Below are 15,184 nucleotides of genomic sequence, written 5' to 3'. Positions count from 1 at the left end.
AAGGCGCGACCGGTGAAATGCCATGTGGCTAAAGTGGGGCTAAACGACTACTTAGTGTTAGGTCGTGGATGGTAGAAGGTAAATGGTTGCGAATAGGCTAATGCCGTTGCCAAGCAAGGCCGAGAGGCGCTTACTTGGCAAGGCAATCAAGTAGTGAACGGTGAAGTAATACGTGGTAAAGCAGTACGCTATGCTTAGTTTAGCGTAGCTTCAAGGCGCTCGGCTCGTTCACCCGGGGCGGGGTGGCTGGAGAAAAAGCTGCTGTTGTTGCCGTATGCTGCTTCCAATTTGCGTAGCGCAGTCAGGGAGGCTTCAGCGTTCAGGTTGTACTGCTGCATCAGCTCAACAGCGTAGTCATCAGCTTCATTTTCCTGACGCTGGGAAAACTGGGCATTCACCAACTTTTCGCCTAGCTCACCAAGTTGAGAGCTTGATAGTGCTGCCGCAGTCTTACTTCCGCTAGCAGCGGCGGCTTCACGGGCAGCCGATGCTGCGTAAGCAACTTGGAAAGCACGCTTAGAGTGTCCCAATGCTACGTGGCCAATCTCATGGGCGATAACGTAACGTACTTCATCGTCTGTCATTGCGTCCATTAGGCCGGTATGCAGTCGGATAGAGCCGTTGGGTACTGCAAAAGCGTTGATGTCATCCAACTGATAGACATTGTACTCAAGGTCGTTTCCGTCGATGTTTTCCCAACCCTGGGTCAGGCTTGCCAGCCGCTCAGCATATTGGCTGTCACTAGCGACAAGCTGGTTTTCGGCATCAAGCTGGGCAATTGTCTGATCGCCCAGTTGTTGCATCTGCTCGTCGCTCATCGTGGCAGCGCCTGCTAAGCCGGTGCCCGCAGAGATCATGCCGCCTATATCCGCGCCTGATTGACAGCCGCTGAGGGTGAGTACCGCAGCGAAACCTAAGGTGTAGGATGTTTTAAGTACTAGGGGCGTTGTTTGCATCGCCAGTTCCTTTGTCGATAGGTATGAATAAGTGGTGGACGTCGTAAATCTAACATAACGCTTATTTGTGCCAGGCTAATTATACTGTATATCAATCGGTGGCTCTATACTCCTAGCAACGTATGGAGATAGATATGGGGATAGATAAGTGCGATATCTGGCATATCAGGCTGATTACCTCGACTAAACGACGTTGGCCTTCAGCGTGGCGCTTGTTTAGGATCAAGGGGATCCTTCATCAATCAGCGAGCTGTTGTTATGAAACCTGAAACTATTGCCCTCCACCATGGCTATGCGCCTGATTCACAAAACGCAGTTGCTGTGCCGATCCACCAGACCACGTCGTTTTCATTTGATAGCGCCCAGCACGCGGCGGATCTATTCGATCTAAAAGTGGAAGGGAATATTTACTCGCGCATTATGAACCCAACCTGTGCGGTGCTGGAGCAACGGGTGGCCGCGCTAGAAGGTGGCATTGCAGGGTTGGCAGTGGCGTCTGGTATGGCGGCGATTACCTATGCGATCCAAACCATCGCTGAAGCAGGCGATAATATCGTCTCGATTAGTGAGCTGTATGGCGGCACTTACAACTTGTTTGCCCACACTTTGCCACGCCAAGGCATCCAAGTGCGGTTTGCCGATAAAGATGATATCGACGGCATCGAAGCGCTAATTGATGAACGTACAAAAGCGGTATTTTGCGAGAGTATCGGTAACCCATCCGGTAGTGTAGTAGATCTGCAAAAGCTAGCTGACGCGGCACATCGCCATGGGGTGCCGGTGATTGTTGATAACACCACCGCCACGCCGTTTTTATGTCGTCCCATCGAGCACGGAGCGGATATTGTCGTTCACTCGGCCACTAAATATATCGGTGGCCACGGCACCACGGTGGGCGGTGTGATTGTCGATTCAGGCACATTCCCCTGGGCGGAAAATGCCAGCCGTTTCCCGCTGCTTAACGAGCCAGACATCTCCTATCACGGCGTTAGCTATACCCGCGATGTGGGCGACGCCGCCTTTATTGCCCGTGCCCGCGTGGTGCCGTTGCGCAATATGGGGGCGGCGCTTTCTGCCCAGGCGGCCTGGAACCTGCTTCAGGGGCTGGAAACGCTGTCACTGCGTATAGAGCGTATTTGTGCCAATGCGTTAGCCGTTGCTAAGCATTTGGAAAACCATCCGCTGGTGAAGTGGGTGCACTACGCGGGCTTGGAAAACCACCCTGACCATACGCTGGCCAAGCATTATATGAACGGCCATGCCTCGGGAATTCTTAGCTTTGGTATTGAGGGGGGGCAGGCTGCCGGTGAGCGTTTCTACGATGCCCTGGCGCTGATTCTGCGTTTGGTTAATATCGGTGATGCTAAAAGCTGCTCTTCCATTCCTGCCTCCACCACACACCGCCAGTTAAACGAGCAGGAGTTAAAAGCCGCTGGTGTTACGCCGGATATGGTGCGCTTGTCGATTGGCATTGAGCATATCGACGACCTGTTAGCAGATATTGATCAAGCGCTAGCGGCTTCTCAAGGGTAACGCGCCTCGAATTCGGGTGCCGTCCGCGTTTTCTAACGCTAGGTGATAGGTAGTTAACTACTTGGTTGCCTAGCGTTATTACGTTGTGTCACGCAACTTTTAATCGCTACTTTCTTTGCGCGCCCCTTCGGTTAAGTGCATGACGTTAGAGGCTTTGATCCGGTTCAAACAAAAGGGTAAGGAGCTGTTGTTAGGCACACCTCAACGTTAGATATCACTTTAAATTTGACGATATTGCTAATGCTATCAAAACTAAAGCTAGCACCATGAAGCTAATTCCATAAGTAATGGCAGCGATGCAGGCGCTTTCCCATAGAATGGGATCACAATAACTAACAAAACCTATCAAAGAGGGAACGGTCATGGAGTTGAATCACAGCGTATCGACACATCGTCTCAAGGCTGTTGCACTGGCTAGCGTCCTAATGCTTCCAGCCGCACAAAGCGCACTAGCGGATGAGGTGGTTGAACAAATCGAACTAGGTCTTGAACTCTATCAAGAGCAAGAGTACGGCGCGGCAATTACCGAGCTGGAATTTGCCATTGAAGACATGCGCAAGATGATGTCAGGCCTAATTGCCCAAACCTTCCCTGATGCCCCCGAAGGTTGGACGGCACATGAAGCAACCTCCGGTAGCGCAGGAGGGGGAGCCGCCATCATGTTTGGCGCTGGTGGTACATCGCTTGAGCGCTCCTATCAACAAGATGGTGGCGATGGTCAACTGACCGCTAGCATGATGATTGATAGCCCGCTGATACAAAGCATGGGAGCTCTGTTTAATAATCCGGCAATGATCGCTGCGCAGCCTAATATGGAGCGGGTTCGTTTGGGGCGTGAAGCAGCAGTGGTGAAGTGGGAACCTGAGTACTCCCGAGCCGAAGTAACGTTATTACTCGATGGTCGGATTATGATGCAGGTGAAGGGAGAAAACCTGGAGTCCCAGGATGTCGCCGTCGACCTAATGCGTGACTGGGATCTTGCTGCTGTGCGTGAGCAAAGCGCGCGTTAACATCGCCTCACACATGTTACTCCACGTGACCAACAGTAACCGTCTACTGCTCAACGATTTCTCAACCTTGTTCCGCCTCAACGCTATAAGCGAGGAGGCGGTAACGTGGCAACGCGGAGCGAGACTTACACGCCTAACCTTTCAACACGCTTAGACGCGGCCAGCGTATATAAAAATTCTAGCCCCAACGTGGCTGCGGCGAGTGACGTGATATCGCCATGGTCATAAGCAGGGTTTACTTCAACAACATCCATACCTATTAACTGCATGCCGACCATGCCACGGATCACTTTTAGCATCAGGTCAGTAGACATGCCGCCACATACCGGTGTCCCGGTGCCTGGCGCGTAGGCAGGGTCTAAGCCATCAATGTCCAGGCTGATATAAGCCGGATGATGGCCAACACGGGCACGGATGCGTTCCAGTACGGCGGCAGGGCCGTGATCATTTACCCAGTCTGCGTCCAGCACTTCATAAGGGTGGTTGTGGCGGTCATAGCTGGTGCGAATACCAATTTGCAGCGAGTGTTCCGGCACTACCAAGCCCTCTTTTAAGGCATGGTGGAAAATAGTGCCATGGTCAAAACGCGTGCCTTGCTCGTAGGTGTCGGTGTGGGCATCAAAATGAATCAATGCCAGTGGGCCATGCACCCGAGCATGAGCGCGTAGCAGGGGCAGGCTGATATAGTGGTCACCGCCCAGTGTCAGCATTTTTTTATCGGCTTTTAGCCACCGCAATGCGTGGGTCTCAAGGTTATCGACCAAGCTTTCCGGCTCACCGTAGGCGTAGTCCAGGTTGCCCGCGTCGCATACCCGCAGCCGCTCTTCCAGGGCGAAGTCCCAAGGCCAGCGTTTGCCTTCCCAGATCAGGTTAGCAGTGCTTTGGCGAATAGCGTTTGGGCCCATGCGGGTGCCTGATCGTCCTGAGCATGCTAGATCAAAGGGCACACCACTCACCACGACCTCAGCATCGGTCGTTTTAGGATCGCTGGCCTTCGGCACGCCCATAAAGGTCGAAATAACATCACCAAACAGGCTTGGCATGATCTGAGATGGGGTCACCGAGCGGGTACTCCTATGGTGTGCACTAGCAATAAAACCGGGGGATAGGGCTTGAAGTAGCGCGACGATAAGGAATTTTTAGCGATGAATGAAATGAATGTTTAGAATGAAATCATTCACTGGGTAAATAGTGAGGCGCTATGCGTTCGCTTCGTCATTTTGATTTGAATCTTCTGCTGGTATTTGAAGCGCTAATGCGTGAGCGCCATGTGACACGAGCAGCGGAAAAGCTGCATTTAAGCCAGCCCGCGCTGAGTCATGCGTTAAAACGGCTGCGGGACGCATTGGACGACCCATTATTAATACGTACCAACAATGGTCTGCAGCCAACGCCTCGTGCGCTGGCGCTGTTGCCAGTCGTGCAGCAGGCACTGGCCATGTTGCAGGAAGGCCTCGCCCCACCGATCAACTTCTTACCCGCCACCAGCGAGCGGCATTTCACTCTGGCCACCACGGATTATTTTGAAGAGGTGATGTATCCGGCGTTTGTTAGCCAATTGTTGGCTTACGCGCCGGATATCAGCTTTTCCATTGAGCTGATCACCCCCAACGTACTGAGTGAAGGGCTGGAACAGCGCCAAGTAGATATGGTGGTCGGGTTGGATAGCCAAAGTGTGCTGCCCAGTGGTGTCATTCAGCATCTGTGGATGGATGAGGAGTTGGTTTGTTTGGCAGCAACTGACAATGACCGCGTAGGTGATGCACTGACTATTCAGCAGTTTGCCTGTGAGTCTCATGTGGCACTGTCTGATATCAGTGGGTTAAGACCCAGTAACATCGATAATTGTTTAGTGCAGCACGGCTTAAACCGCCGGGTGATTTCAAAGAATCTAAACTATATTGCGGCAGCGCGGGTCGTGGCGCTCACTGATGCGATCATGACGTTGCCACGCCAAATGGCTGAGCGATTTATCACCATGCTGCCGGTGCGGATCGTCGCGCCACCTAAAGAGTTACCTGCACTTAATATGACGCTGATTCAGCATGGACTGTATGCTAACGACCCAGCACTCATTTGGTTGACGCAATCGCTGATCGAATTCGCTAGCACCTTTAAGCTGAGCGCCGCTGAACAGTAGCCGAGCTCTGCATGCTGATAGGGAGTTGCTTCACTAAAGGCGGATGACCCCGTAGTGGTGACTTAATAGAGATGACTTAGTAGAGTGTTATAAAAGACACCGTAAGCAGGATTTAGCTAAACCACAGGCAACCATAATAATGACAGCAACATATAAACTCCTGATTGCCGACGATCATCCCCTGGTACGCGATGCCATGGCACGAGTGATCCGTGAAGCTTACGCAGATGCTGAGGTTATCGAAGTAGAAGACTTTGATGCGGCCCTCGCCCATGCCCAGCAAGATCCTGATCTTGACTTGATATTGCTAGATTTAAATATGCCCGGCATGAACGGGTTAACAGGGCTTTTGCAGTTGCGTAATGAGCAGCCTACGATTCCAGTGGTGATCGTGTCTGCGGAAGAGGATAAGCAGGTTATTCTGCAGGCTGTCTCTTGTGGGGCGGCGGGGTTTATCACCAAATCGCTACCCCGTGACCAGATGCGCCACGCGATTGCCCAGGTGTTAGAAGGCAATATCTTCCTACCGGCTGATGCCATGCGTGCACCGGACAGCATCCGTAAGCGTCGCCATCAGGATCAAGGATTTACCGCGGAACAACTGCGCCTGCTGACCCGCAAGCAGCTACAAGTGTTGGAGCATATGACGCGCGGTGAATCTAACAAGATGATTGCCTATCACCTTAATATTGCGGAAACCACGGTGAAAGCCCACGTGTCAGCGATCTTACGTAAGCTGGGGGTGACCAGCCGAGTACAGGCGATTTTATCCGCCAACGATATCGATTTTTCCCAGTTCCTCAATCGTTGACAAAATAATGGCCAGCGCTATCCAGCCAGTGGGTTTGCCAGTGGCCCAGGGTGCTTATCTGGGAGAGTAAATTGGTAAGGGCCTGTGAATCGATGCGTTGTTGTCCGAGGCGATGCAGAGGTTGATGGGTGCCTGCCAAGAGACTTTGCCACTGCAGAACCAGCGCCGCGAGTGGCGTTTCAGGCGCTGTTAGCGCTGGTTGTGCCTGCAGAACGCTATCAGACTCTTGCCAGAGGGCGTCGGTGATCGACCGTAGCTTTTCCGCTATCTGTTTTTCCTCTCTCAGCTTCTTCTCTGCCGAGCCCGTGTTTTTGCTGACTTGCCCTGCATGACTAACCTGCACGACATAGCCAAGTGAACAAGGCGCGCCGTCACCCCTGCGAACCGCCGCTACATAGCCCAAGTGATGGTCATAACGTGCCTGCTGAAAAAATGCTGCGCTGTGGTGCTGCTCCGCAAGTGCCAATAGTAATCGCTGGCTGGGAGTGCCCGGTAGGCTCAGTGTCCGCATGATGGCGGTACTGGTCGCTGGGCTAGCAGGAGGAGGCTGCTCAGCGCGTATTGCGACTCGGCGCGCCAGATTTGCTAGCGCGTGGCAAACGGCATCGGCGCCTGTGTTATGGGAAACCCATACCACAGGCTCGGCAGGCAGTGGTGTTAAGCGCTGTATCAACTGCTGTGCCAGCAGCCCTTGTTGAGCCTTAGAGGCAGCTAACACGGCGTCTTCCAATAGCGTCACCATAGCGTGATTGGCTTGACTACCCATCGCTATCACCCAACTGCCGTGGGGTGAGTCCTGTTGCTTGAAGACAATGTCCTGAAGCGCCAGCCGCTGAGCGGTAAGCGGGCTGGGGGCAATCACTGCGCCGGGCACAAAGCAGGCCGCCCAGGCGGTGGTGGCAAGTGCCGCGAAATCATCACTAACACCGTACTGACCGCACCAGCGCTGCACGGTGGGGTAAGCCGCTGGTTGTCTATCAAAAGCATCAAAAGCGGGTGGTGAGGGTGATGGAGACGCGTTACCTAATAGCCAACGGGCATTGTTAGCGGCAAACGGGCTTGTGCCTGACTGATGCTTAGGGGGCTGCGCAGTAAAGCGACGAGCTAGCGCTTGGTGGCGGGCGTGTGCAAACCAAGCTGGGGCTAACTGCACCGTATCAGCGGGTGGCTGCCAGCGGTTGCCATGATCGTTAGGTGTTGTTCCGGACAGGGTTGCGAAGAAGGCTGCTAAACGCTCACTAAGGTCAGCCGCAAGAGCTTTCACCTGCTCCTGTGTTGCAGTGCCGCTTAACATTAAGCTAAAGGCGTCTGTCGCTCCATTCGGGGACAGCGCTGCGTGGTAGTCGGTAATCGAGTCAGGTAATTGCCCCACTAGGAAGCCTTGATTTAACCGATCAGCAGTGTCGCCAAGGGCGGTAAGTTGATGACGAGCGATGGCCGAGGGCAGTGGCCACAGTAGCTCAACGGCGTTGCCCATCCTGGCTACCTTCGCGTGGGGCAGGCGGTTCCAACGGGGCGTAATGGCAAGCGAAGGAGCGCTGGGGGTTGGTGGGCTAAACAGCGTTGCCATGCGTTTAATCAGCCGAGCCATCGTTTCCGTGTCCCAAGGGCTAATTAGGGCGATGCTCATGCGGCCGCTGTGGTAGTAGTCGTGATGAAACGCGGTGAGCGCCTCAAATAATAGCGCCATGTCGCTGCCTAGGGTTTGCGCGTTACCGTGACGGCAGCCAGCACCGATATGTTGAGGGTCGCTGAGCGTAGCGATGGCCGACAGCCGTTGCATCGCCGGACTGTGTTGGCGAGCCTGCCACTCGGCGTCGATGGCGGCGACTTCGGCACCAATGACGGATGGCGAGAATGCCGGCTTGGCGAGCTGGCTGGCAACCGTGAGCGCCGCGACTTCTAGTTTGTTTGCGGGTATCGAGAAATGTACATCGGTGACGTAGTCATCGGTATGGGCGTTCAGGCTGCCTTGGTGTTGGGCAAACCAAGTAAGCAGGCTGATGTTAGAAGATGCTTCCAGCGGCGCGGTAGTGAGCACGTGCTCAAGCAAATGAGCCAGCCCTGGCAGGGTGCGCGACTCATCCAGATAGCCCGCCGCAATGGCGATGCTAACGTGAGCGCGGGTTAAGTGGGGCGCCTGGGCCAGCACTCCCTGTGCTCCGTTAGGCAGGGAAATAAAGGTTGGCTGGAAACGAAGCTTAGCCATTGAGCAGGCTGCGCAGCAGCGCGCGTAGTTTGCCGGGACGAACGGGTTTGTTTAACTGCGGCACGCCAGCATGGCGTAGTCGCCTTTGCCAGTGGTCAGAGCGGTCGGCGCTGAGAATAGCGGCTGGCAGGTGCGGGTCGTGCCAGTGCTGGCGAAGTTGGCGAATAGCCTCCAGGCCGGTCATATTGTCATCTAAGTGCAGGTCGACCAGCAGCATATCCGGTGCTTCCTGACAGGCTTTAGCGGTATCGACATCCAGGGCAGTATCGCAACTGATCTGCCATTCACTTAACAGCAGCGCCATGCCTTGCAAAATCGTTGGTTCATTATCCAGGATCAGCACGCGAAGCCCTTCAAACTCATCGCCAGCGGAGAGCGGCGCGCTGGGAGCGGGGGCTTGGCTAAAGGAAATAGCGCTGGCACGCGGCACCGTAACAGCAAAGCACGAGCCTTGGCCGGGGGCAGAATGCACAGAGAGCGGATGTTCAAGGCGCTGGCTAATCCGTTCGACAATGGCAAGCCCCAGGCCAACGCCCTGGCGGTCCCGTGCACGGGTAGCGTTAAGTTGGTGAAACTCGCGAAAAATAAGCTGATAGTCACTTTCGGGAATACCAATACCACTATCGACAACCTGCACGGCCAGGCTGTCGTCGTTATGGCGGCGGACACCTAGGCAGATGCCACCGCGGTGGGTATAGCGGCAGGCGTTAGCAAGAAAGTTGCGCACAATGCGGCTGAGTAGATAAGGGTCGCTGGTTACCGCTTGATGAGAAGGCACGTAGCGCAGCGTTAGCCCCTTACGTTGCGCCACCGGGGAAAATTCATCCGCCAGACTGCTGAGGATATCGTCGATTTTAAAGTGGCGTAGTTGTGGCTGCACTTGGCCGTGATCTAGCCGTGAAATATCCAGCAGATCGGAAAGAATCGCTTCGGCGCCTTCCAATGAGTTTTGCACACTCTCAATCAAAGACAGGTTCTCGCTGTCGGTCAGCCGTTCCTGTAGCGAGGCCACCAATAAGCGTGCAGCGTTCATGGGTTGAAGCAGGTCATGGCTAGCGGCGGCTAGATAGCGGTCTTTACTTTGGTTAGCAAACTCTGCGGCATCGCGAGCGCTTCTAAGCTCCTCGTTGAGCCGTTCAAGCGCTTGGGTGCGGTCAACGACCCGGGCTTCCAAATGGGCGTTGAGGGTTTCTAAATGCTGGCGCGCGCGCTCGCGCTCGGTAATATCCGCCACAAAGCCTTCGATCAGGTCTTCGTCTCCGGCAAGCTCGGCGGGCTTACGTATTAGGGTAATTGCCACGGGTACCTGATGCCCGGATGCGCCCTGTAGCCAGGTGGTTTGGCCGGTTACGTGGCCTTGCGCAAGTAGCAGGTCGCGTAGTTGTTGCCCAGTAGATGCGTTAACAAACAGCGCGTCAAAGCGCGCGCAGCGCTCAAGTGTATGCTCCACGCTACTATCATCAAGCATGGCGGATAGCGCCGGGTTAGCGGCGCGCAGTTTGCCGGATAGCGATGCCTGAAAAATACCGTGTAGCGCGTTTTCGAACAGCCATTTATAGCGGTTGCGCTCCACCTCAAGCTCTTCTAAGCGTACGGAAAGCTCGCGATAGTAGCTTTTACGCGCCGACTGCTGGCCAAGCCCAAGCAGGTCACTGACCGAAAAGCCCGAGGGATCGCTGGCTTTTTTCATAGTGCCTCTTCGTAAACCACCGCCACGTCTCTTGAGCTGGAACGCCGTGGATTGGTCAGGATGCAGGGATCACCCAGCGCATGGTTGGTGAGAAAAGGCACGTCGCTACGCGAGACGCCCATCACGCCAAGGGTTCCGCCTAGGCCAACGGCATGTTTTAAGTCGACTAAGTACTGAAACAGGGCTTTTTTGATCTGCTGCTGCGACAACCCCCGACAGTCGATACCTACGGCCTCGGCAACCCGCTTAAAGCGGTCAGGGGCGGCTTCGTAGTTATAAGCCACCACGTGCTCTAGCAGCATGGCATTGCATAAGCCGTGGGGTAAATCCAGGAAGCCACCTAAACTATGGGACATCGCATGTACCGCGCCCAAAATGGCGTTTGAAAACGCCAGCCCTGCTTGCATACTGCCCAGCATTACCTGGGCACGCAGCTCGCCGTCGGCCGGGTTCGCCACCAGTGCTTCAAGATGGCTGCTGATTAAGCGCATGGCTTCTAAGGCATGGGCATCGGTAAGCGGGCCGCTACCGGTTGAAACAAACGCTTCGATAGCATGCACCAGCGCATCGACCCCGGTACACGCAGTGAGATAGGGCGACATGGTCATGGTGACTTCTGGGTCGATCAGCGACACATCCGGCACCACGGCTTTGCTGATGATTGAGAATTTCATGCGTCGCTGTTGGTCGGAAATAATCGCAAACTGGGAAATATCCGCCGACGTGCCCGCAGTTGAGGGAATGAAAATTAGCGGCGGAATGGGCACGCTAATCGTATCCACACCTTCAAAATCAAGAATGTGGCCACCGTGGGCGGTGACGATGCCAATCCCTTTGGCGCAGTCCATGGGGCTGCCGCCGCCCACTGCCACAATTGCTTTGCAGCCTGTTTCACGGTAGACCTCGGCACCGGCCATAATCTCATCGACCCGTGGGTTAGGTGATACGGCGGTAAAGCGCTCAACGGCAATATTGGCTTCCAGCAGCTTGGCTTCAATATCGGCGACCCAACCCGCCAGCAGCACGCCGGGGTCGGAGACCAGGAGTACCTTTTCTGCCCCGAATGTCGTGGCGTAGTTGCCCGCCGCGTGGCGCGCCCCGTCGCCAAAAATAATTTCAGGAGCGACAAACTTACGAAGTTGTGTGAGCGGCGAAGTCATGGGGCGGTCTCGTTTATCGTTGTTAACCATTATCTTAAGCACCTTCAGGGATTGTTGCGCTACGACCTTGGTGCTGTCGTTAGGTGGCTAGATTGATAAAAGGCTAGCTCGCGGGCCAGCATGGTTTGGCGAGCGTTGGGGTGGCGAATGCCGTGATACTCGTTATCAAACAGCAGTGTTTGTGCCTCGCCACCGTGGAGTTCGATATGCCGCGCCATGGCATGAGTTTGTTCTGGCACCACGACGGCGTCTTTGCCACCCTGGATAAACAGTGCCCGTAATGGGCGCTGGCAACGGGCGACGTGGTAGCTAGGGCTGCGCTGGGCGAGCTGGGTCTCGTCTCCGATTAGCCAGCCCAGGTAACCGGATTCAAAGCGGTGTGTTTGTGCCGCTAACGTTAATGCATCGGTGACTCCGTACAGGCTAGTGGCCGCAGCAAATAGCGGCGTGGCCGCCAAGGCATTAAGAGCAGTCAACCCGCCAGCGCTTTGGCCACGAATAAAGCAGCGCGCTGTATCGACCGCAAATCTTGCGCAGGCGGCGTTAACTAGGGCGATGACATCGTGGGTATCGCTGATGCCCCACTGGCCGGCTAAGCATTCGCGATAGCGGCGGCCAAAATTGCCGCTGCCACGGGGGTTGATATCCAATACGTGAAAGCCCTGCTGTTGCCAATAGGCTACCAGTGGGTCGTAAATAGGGTAGGCGGCGGCGGTGGGCCCGCCATGAACGCGTACAATCAGCGGCGCAGCGCGGTTGGCTAAGGCTGTGTAGAAAAAGCCGTGAACCGTTTCGCCTTCGTTGCCAACAGGGGTTTCCAGCCATTGTGCGCTGGCAGCGTTTGCAGTCGCTAGGCTTCCTGTTACGTTACCCTCGACCTTACCCACTAGGCAGTTGCGTGAGCCATTGTCATTGAAGCGTATCAGCTGAGCGCCGCTGGTGGCGCTTTGCACAATGGCGTAGTCACCGTGCTTGGCTAACGTGATGCTTGCCACGCGGCCGGGGGCTGGTAACAGGGTTTCCACCTGCTCGCCGCAACGGCGATAAAGCTGAGCTGCCCCCTGGTGCAGTTGGCAGTAAACCTGCCGATTGTCTCGCCATAGATGCTGGCGCTCACCCAGTTGCCACGGTGTGGTGATGTGGTCAACCGGGGCACTGCTCAGGCACACAGGGGTGGCCAAATTTACCTGCCAGGGTTGCCACCAGCCAGCGTGATCGCTCATACAGATCAGCGCGTTGCGGGGCCCAAACTGTGGCTGGCTAATCGCTGCGCCAAAATCCCAATGCTCCAGTACTTCAAGCTGACCTGTCGTGGTCACCCGTGCGAGATGTAGCTGGCTGCGTTGCCAAGGCATGTGTGGCAGCGACCAACTGACCCAGGCGAGGTAGTTGCCATCATCGCTTAATACCGCTGCGCCATAGAAGTCAGCGCCTTCAGCCAACACTTGCCTGTTATCGCCTATTCTGCTGCTGTTAGTAAAGGCGACCAGCCGTTGACCTTGATGATCCTCTTCTACCGCAATCACTCGCTGACGCTTAGGGTCGGCGCATAGCCCGCCGTAGGCTGTTTGCGGGCGCTGTTGCCAGCAGTGGCTTACAGCGTGGCGGTCGAGCTGCATGATGGCTTGATCGTGCTGGCGAACCCATACGACATCCGCTAGCAAGGGCGTGTAGCTGCCGCCGCCGTACTGATTTACACGGCTACCCACGGCATCTTCTACTACACAGCGCGGCGTCTCGTTGCTGTCGGCGCGCCACTGCCAAAGTTGCATGTCGCCCGTTTTCGGGGAGCGTGCGAGCCAGTAAATAGCTTGGGCGTCGCTATGTAACTCGGCCAAAGTGTCAGTGGGCTCGGCGGCATCTGCCAGGGTAAGCAGCATAGGCGTGCTCCTTAGTGTGGGGCGCCCCACAGCAACCGTGCTTCGTAGCGTGGGTAAAGCTGCATTACGCTGCGGGTGAACTCATATTCGCTGAGTGCCATGGTGCTAAACATGTCGGGAATTTCAACGGCCAAGGCATGATTGGCACCGAGCCCTTCGCTAGCCACATCGCTGAGACGTTGGTCTAGCCATTCCAGGTAATGCGAGGTTTGACCAATGATCGTTTCGGGCGGCGCACTGGGGCCGTGACCCGGTACTGCGGTGCTGGCGTTGAGCGCGCGCAGATCATTCAGTTCTTCCTGCCACTGTTGCAGGCTTGGTGTGTGTGCGGTGGCGGCAGCACGTTGATAGAAGCCCATGTCGCCTAAAAACAGCACGCCGGTGGCATGGTCCATAATCACCAGATCACCACCGCTATGGCCACTCATGGCGAAAAGCGTGAGCGGGTAGTTGCCAAGAGTTATCTCACCTGCTTCGATCGCGCTGGGTAGGGTAATAGACGAGTGCTCTACACTAAACCCAGTCAGCCGCGCTACATTATCGATCAGTGCGTCCCGGTCGCGAGCCATCAACGCACGAGTGCTGGCTAGGGTGAGGTGCTGGGCCTCGTCGAAGGCGGCATTACCAAAAAAGTGGTCAGGATGGTGATGGGTATTCAGCACCCAGCGTACGGGTTGAGCGGTGTGCTGCGCAATCAGTGTCTTGAGTGCTTCGCCGAAGTGTGGGCTGCTGCCGCTGTCGATAAGGATGACACCACTGGGCGTAGCAATAAACGCTTGGTTGCCAATATGGCCGCAGTTGCTGGTGGAGAGCTCTTCTCTTACGCCTTCCACCATCCAGGTGTTTTCCGCGACCGCTTGGGCGGTTAGTGGACGTTCGCAGAACATCACCGGTTCGCTGGCTGCCAGCGGCGTGATTAGCAAGGAACTGAAGGTGGCCAGAAAACAGGCTTTCATGGCTGCAGACCAATAGAAAAGCGGTTGCCATTGTTATCCCGTGCGCCAATCACATAACCACCCGGTGAGGGGCGCATATGCAGCCCTAAGGTGGGGTTGGCGCTCACCGATGCTTCAATATCCAGAGCGGCTACTTGCTGGCCCTGCTGATCCAACAGTTCAAACGACTGCACATAAAAGGCAGGCTGGCTGGGGATTAAGCCGCTGTCCATGGGGTGAGAAAGGCGCACCCGCAGGCGCTGTTCGTCCTCATTGGCAAACAGCCGACCCTGCAGCTCGCCGAAGGTGGTTTCCCAATCGGTGTCAGCGCTGGCAATGCCGGGTGTGGTGCAGCCACCGCCTTCCGCTTCAATGTAGGTGCCGCCCACATGCCAGGTATCGCCCTGTTTCACTGCTACGCGCACCGCGGAGGCCTGTTCCAAGCGAATATTTAGCGACAGCTTGGCTAATCCATGGCTCATCGGGGAGTAGCGGAACAGGCGGGGAATCGGGTTGAGATCCACCCAGGCAATAATGTCAGTGATCGGCTCGCCGCTGGCTTCTAAGGCGCTGGCGTCTAGTTCAAGGGGCACTTGTCCTGAGTCTTCGGCGAACCCCGGCGCGTTAACGATGACGCGATCATCAAACACCACGGGGGCATCGCCCAGAAAGCGCTCGCGGTACACAGGCCACATAAATGAGTTAAATGGATCCTGTTCAATCGTGCTCGCAGTGGCTAGCGCGGTGGTCGGCAGTACGAGCAGCAGCCAGCAAAGCGCCGCGAGTGGAAGGGCAAGTGGGGCGGCGAACGTCGCGGCGAGCCGTTGTAACGTGATGATGGCGGTTAGGGTTGCCATAGT

12 protein-coding genes are annotated in these 15,184 nt (G+C 55.6%); 4 read left to right on the top strand and 8 right to left on the bottom strand.

The features are described from left to right. Positions 1-194: 194 nt before the first annotated feature. Complete coding sequence (locus tag HVE01_RS12470; protein WP_146944471.1) at positions 195-956, bottom strand: M48 family metalloprotease; 762 nt, start codon at positions 954-956, stop codon at positions 195-197. Positions 957-1,214: 258 nt separating this feature from the next. Between HVE01_RS12470 and HVE01_RS12465 the strand changes: the two genes are divergently transcribed. After that, on the top strand, positions 1,215-2,489 hold the full coding sequence (locus tag HVE01_RS12465) for an O-acetylhomoserine aminocarboxypropyltransferase/cysteine synthase family protein (RefSeq protein ID WP_146944469.1): 1,275 nt from the start codon (positions 1,215-1,217) through the stop codon (positions 2,487-2,489). A 362-nt stretch (positions 2,490-2,851) separates the two neighbouring features. Further along, positions 2,852-3,499 (top strand): hypothetical protein, encoded by a 648-nt coding sequence (locus tag HVE01_RS12460; protein ID WP_125752210.1) that lies wholly within the window; start codon positions 2,852-2,854, stop codon positions 3,497-3,499. Between the two features lie 125 nt (positions 3,500-3,624). Here the strand turns inward: HVE01_RS12460 and speB are convergent, their stop codons facing one another. Further along, positions 3,625-4,560 carry an agmatinase gene (speB, locus tag HVE01_RS12455; protein ID WP_422822489.1) on the bottom strand — a complete coding sequence of 312 codons (936 nt, stop codon included), beginning with the start codon at positions 4,558-4,560 and terminating at the stop codon, positions 3,625-3,627. A 140-nt stretch (positions 4,561-4,700) separates the two neighbouring features. Between speB and HVE01_RS12450 the strand changes: the two genes are divergently transcribed. Continuing rightward, a complete protein-coding gene (locus tag HVE01_RS12450; protein ID WP_146944467.1) occupies positions 4,701-5,639 on the top strand; it encodes a LysR family transcriptional regulator in 939 nt (312 codons plus the stop codon). Between the two features lie 139 nt (positions 5,640-5,778). Then, on the top strand, positions 5,779-6,450 hold the full coding sequence (locus HVE01_RS12445; protein WP_125752205.1) for a response regulator: 672 nt from the start codon (positions 5,779-5,781) through the stop codon (positions 6,448-6,450). On the opposite strand, the gene HVE01_RS12440 is transcribed toward HVE01_RS12445, so the two are convergent. The 6 genes from HVE01_RS12440 to HVE01_RS12415 are packed head-to-tail and all read right to left on the bottom strand — an operon-like array spanning position 6,440 to position 15,181. Then, positions 6,440-8,659 (bottom strand): insulinase family protein, encoded by a 2,220-nt coding sequence (locus HVE01_RS12440; RefSeq protein ID WP_146944465.1) that lies wholly within the window; start codon positions 8,657-8,659, stop codon positions 6,440-6,442. The genes HVE01_RS12445 and HVE01_RS12440 overlap by 11 nt on opposite strands. Then, positions 8,652-10,349 (bottom strand): PAS domain-containing hybrid sensor histidine kinase/response regulator, encoded by a 1,698-nt coding sequence (locus HVE01_RS12435; protein WP_125752199.1) that lies wholly within the window; start codon positions 10,347-10,349, stop codon positions 8,652-8,654. The genes HVE01_RS12440 and HVE01_RS12435 overlap by 8 nt, the downstream gene beginning before the upstream one ends. After that, positions 10,346-11,509, bottom strand: a complete 1,164-nt coding sequence (gene ercA / locus HVE01_RS12430) for an alcohol dehydrogenase-like regulatory protein ErcA (RefSeq protein WP_146944463.1) — start codon at positions 11,507-11,509, stop codon at positions 10,346-10,348. Before ercA ends, HVE01_RS12435 begins: the two co-directional genes overlap by 4 nt. A gap of 59 nt (positions 11,510-11,568) precedes the next feature. Beyond that, positions 11,569-13,389, bottom strand: coding sequence for an alpha/beta hydrolase family protein (locus HVE01_RS12425; protein WP_146944461.1), 1,821 nt, complete (start codon positions 13,387-13,389; stop codon positions 11,569-11,571). An 11-nt stretch (positions 13,390-13,400) separates the two neighbouring features. Next, on the bottom strand, positions 13,401-14,345 hold the full coding sequence (locus tag HVE01_RS12420) for a quinoprotein relay system zinc metallohydrolase 1 (RefSeq protein ID WP_146944459.1): 945 nt from the start codon (positions 14,343-14,345) through the stop codon (positions 13,401-13,403). Then, positions 14,342-15,181, bottom strand: coding sequence for a quinoprotein dehydrogenase-associated SoxYZ-like carrier (locus HVE01_RS12415; protein ID WP_213017537.1), 840 nt, complete (start codon positions 15,179-15,181; stop codon positions 14,342-14,344). Before HVE01_RS12415 ends, HVE01_RS12420 begins: the two co-directional genes overlap by 4 nt. Positions 15,182-15,184: the final 3 nt, after the last annotated feature.

This window comes from Vreelandella venusta (assembly GCF_007989605.1).
Lineage (GTDB): Bacteria > Pseudomonadota > Gammaproteobacteria > Pseudomonadales > Halomonadaceae > Vreelandella > Vreelandella venusta.
This window is presented reverse-complemented; position numbering and strand designations above follow the sequence as displayed.

Coding starts and splice junctions, on each gene's coding strand:
- HVE01_RS12470 (WP_146944471.1), bottom strand. CDS start 956: ATGCAAACAACGCCCCTAGTACTTAAAACATCCTACACCTTAGGTTTC.
- HVE01_RS12465 (WP_146944469.1), top strand. CDS start 1,215: ATGAAACCTGAAACTATTGCCCTCCACCATGGCTATGCGCCTGATTCA.
- HVE01_RS12460 (WP_125752210.1), top strand. CDS start 2,852: ATGGAGTTGAATCACAGCGTATCGACACATCGTCTCAAGGCTGTTGCA.
- HVE01_RS12450 (WP_146944467.1), top strand. CDS start 4,701: ATGCGTTCGCTTCGTCATTTTGATTTGAATCTTCTGCTGGTATTTGAA.
- HVE01_RS12445 (WP_125752205.1), top strand. CDS start 5,779: ATGACAGCAACATATAAACTCCTGATTGCCGACGATCATCCCCTGGTA.
- HVE01_RS12440 (WP_146944465.1), bottom strand. CDS start 8,659: ATGGCTAAGCTTCGTTTCCAGCCAACCTTTATTTCCCTGCCTAACGGA.
- HVE01_RS12435 (WP_125752199.1), bottom strand. CDS start 10,349: ATGAAAAAAGCCAGCGATCCCTCGGGCTTTTCGGTCAGTGACCTGCTT.
- ercA (WP_146944463.1), bottom strand. CDS start 11,509: ATGACTTCGCCGCTCACACAACTTCGTAAGTTTGTCGCTCCTGAAATT.
- HVE01_RS12425 (WP_146944461.1), bottom strand. CDS start 13,389: ATGCTGCTTACCCTGGCAGATGCCGCCGAGCCCACTGACACTTTGGCC.
- HVE01_RS12420 (WP_146944459.1), bottom strand. CDS start 14,345: ATGAAAGCCTGTTTTCTGGCCACCTTCAGTTCCTTGCTAATCACGCCG.
- HVE01_RS12415 (WP_213017537.1), bottom strand. CDS start 15,181: ATGGCAACCCTAACCGCCATCATCACGTTACAACGGCTCGCCGCGACG.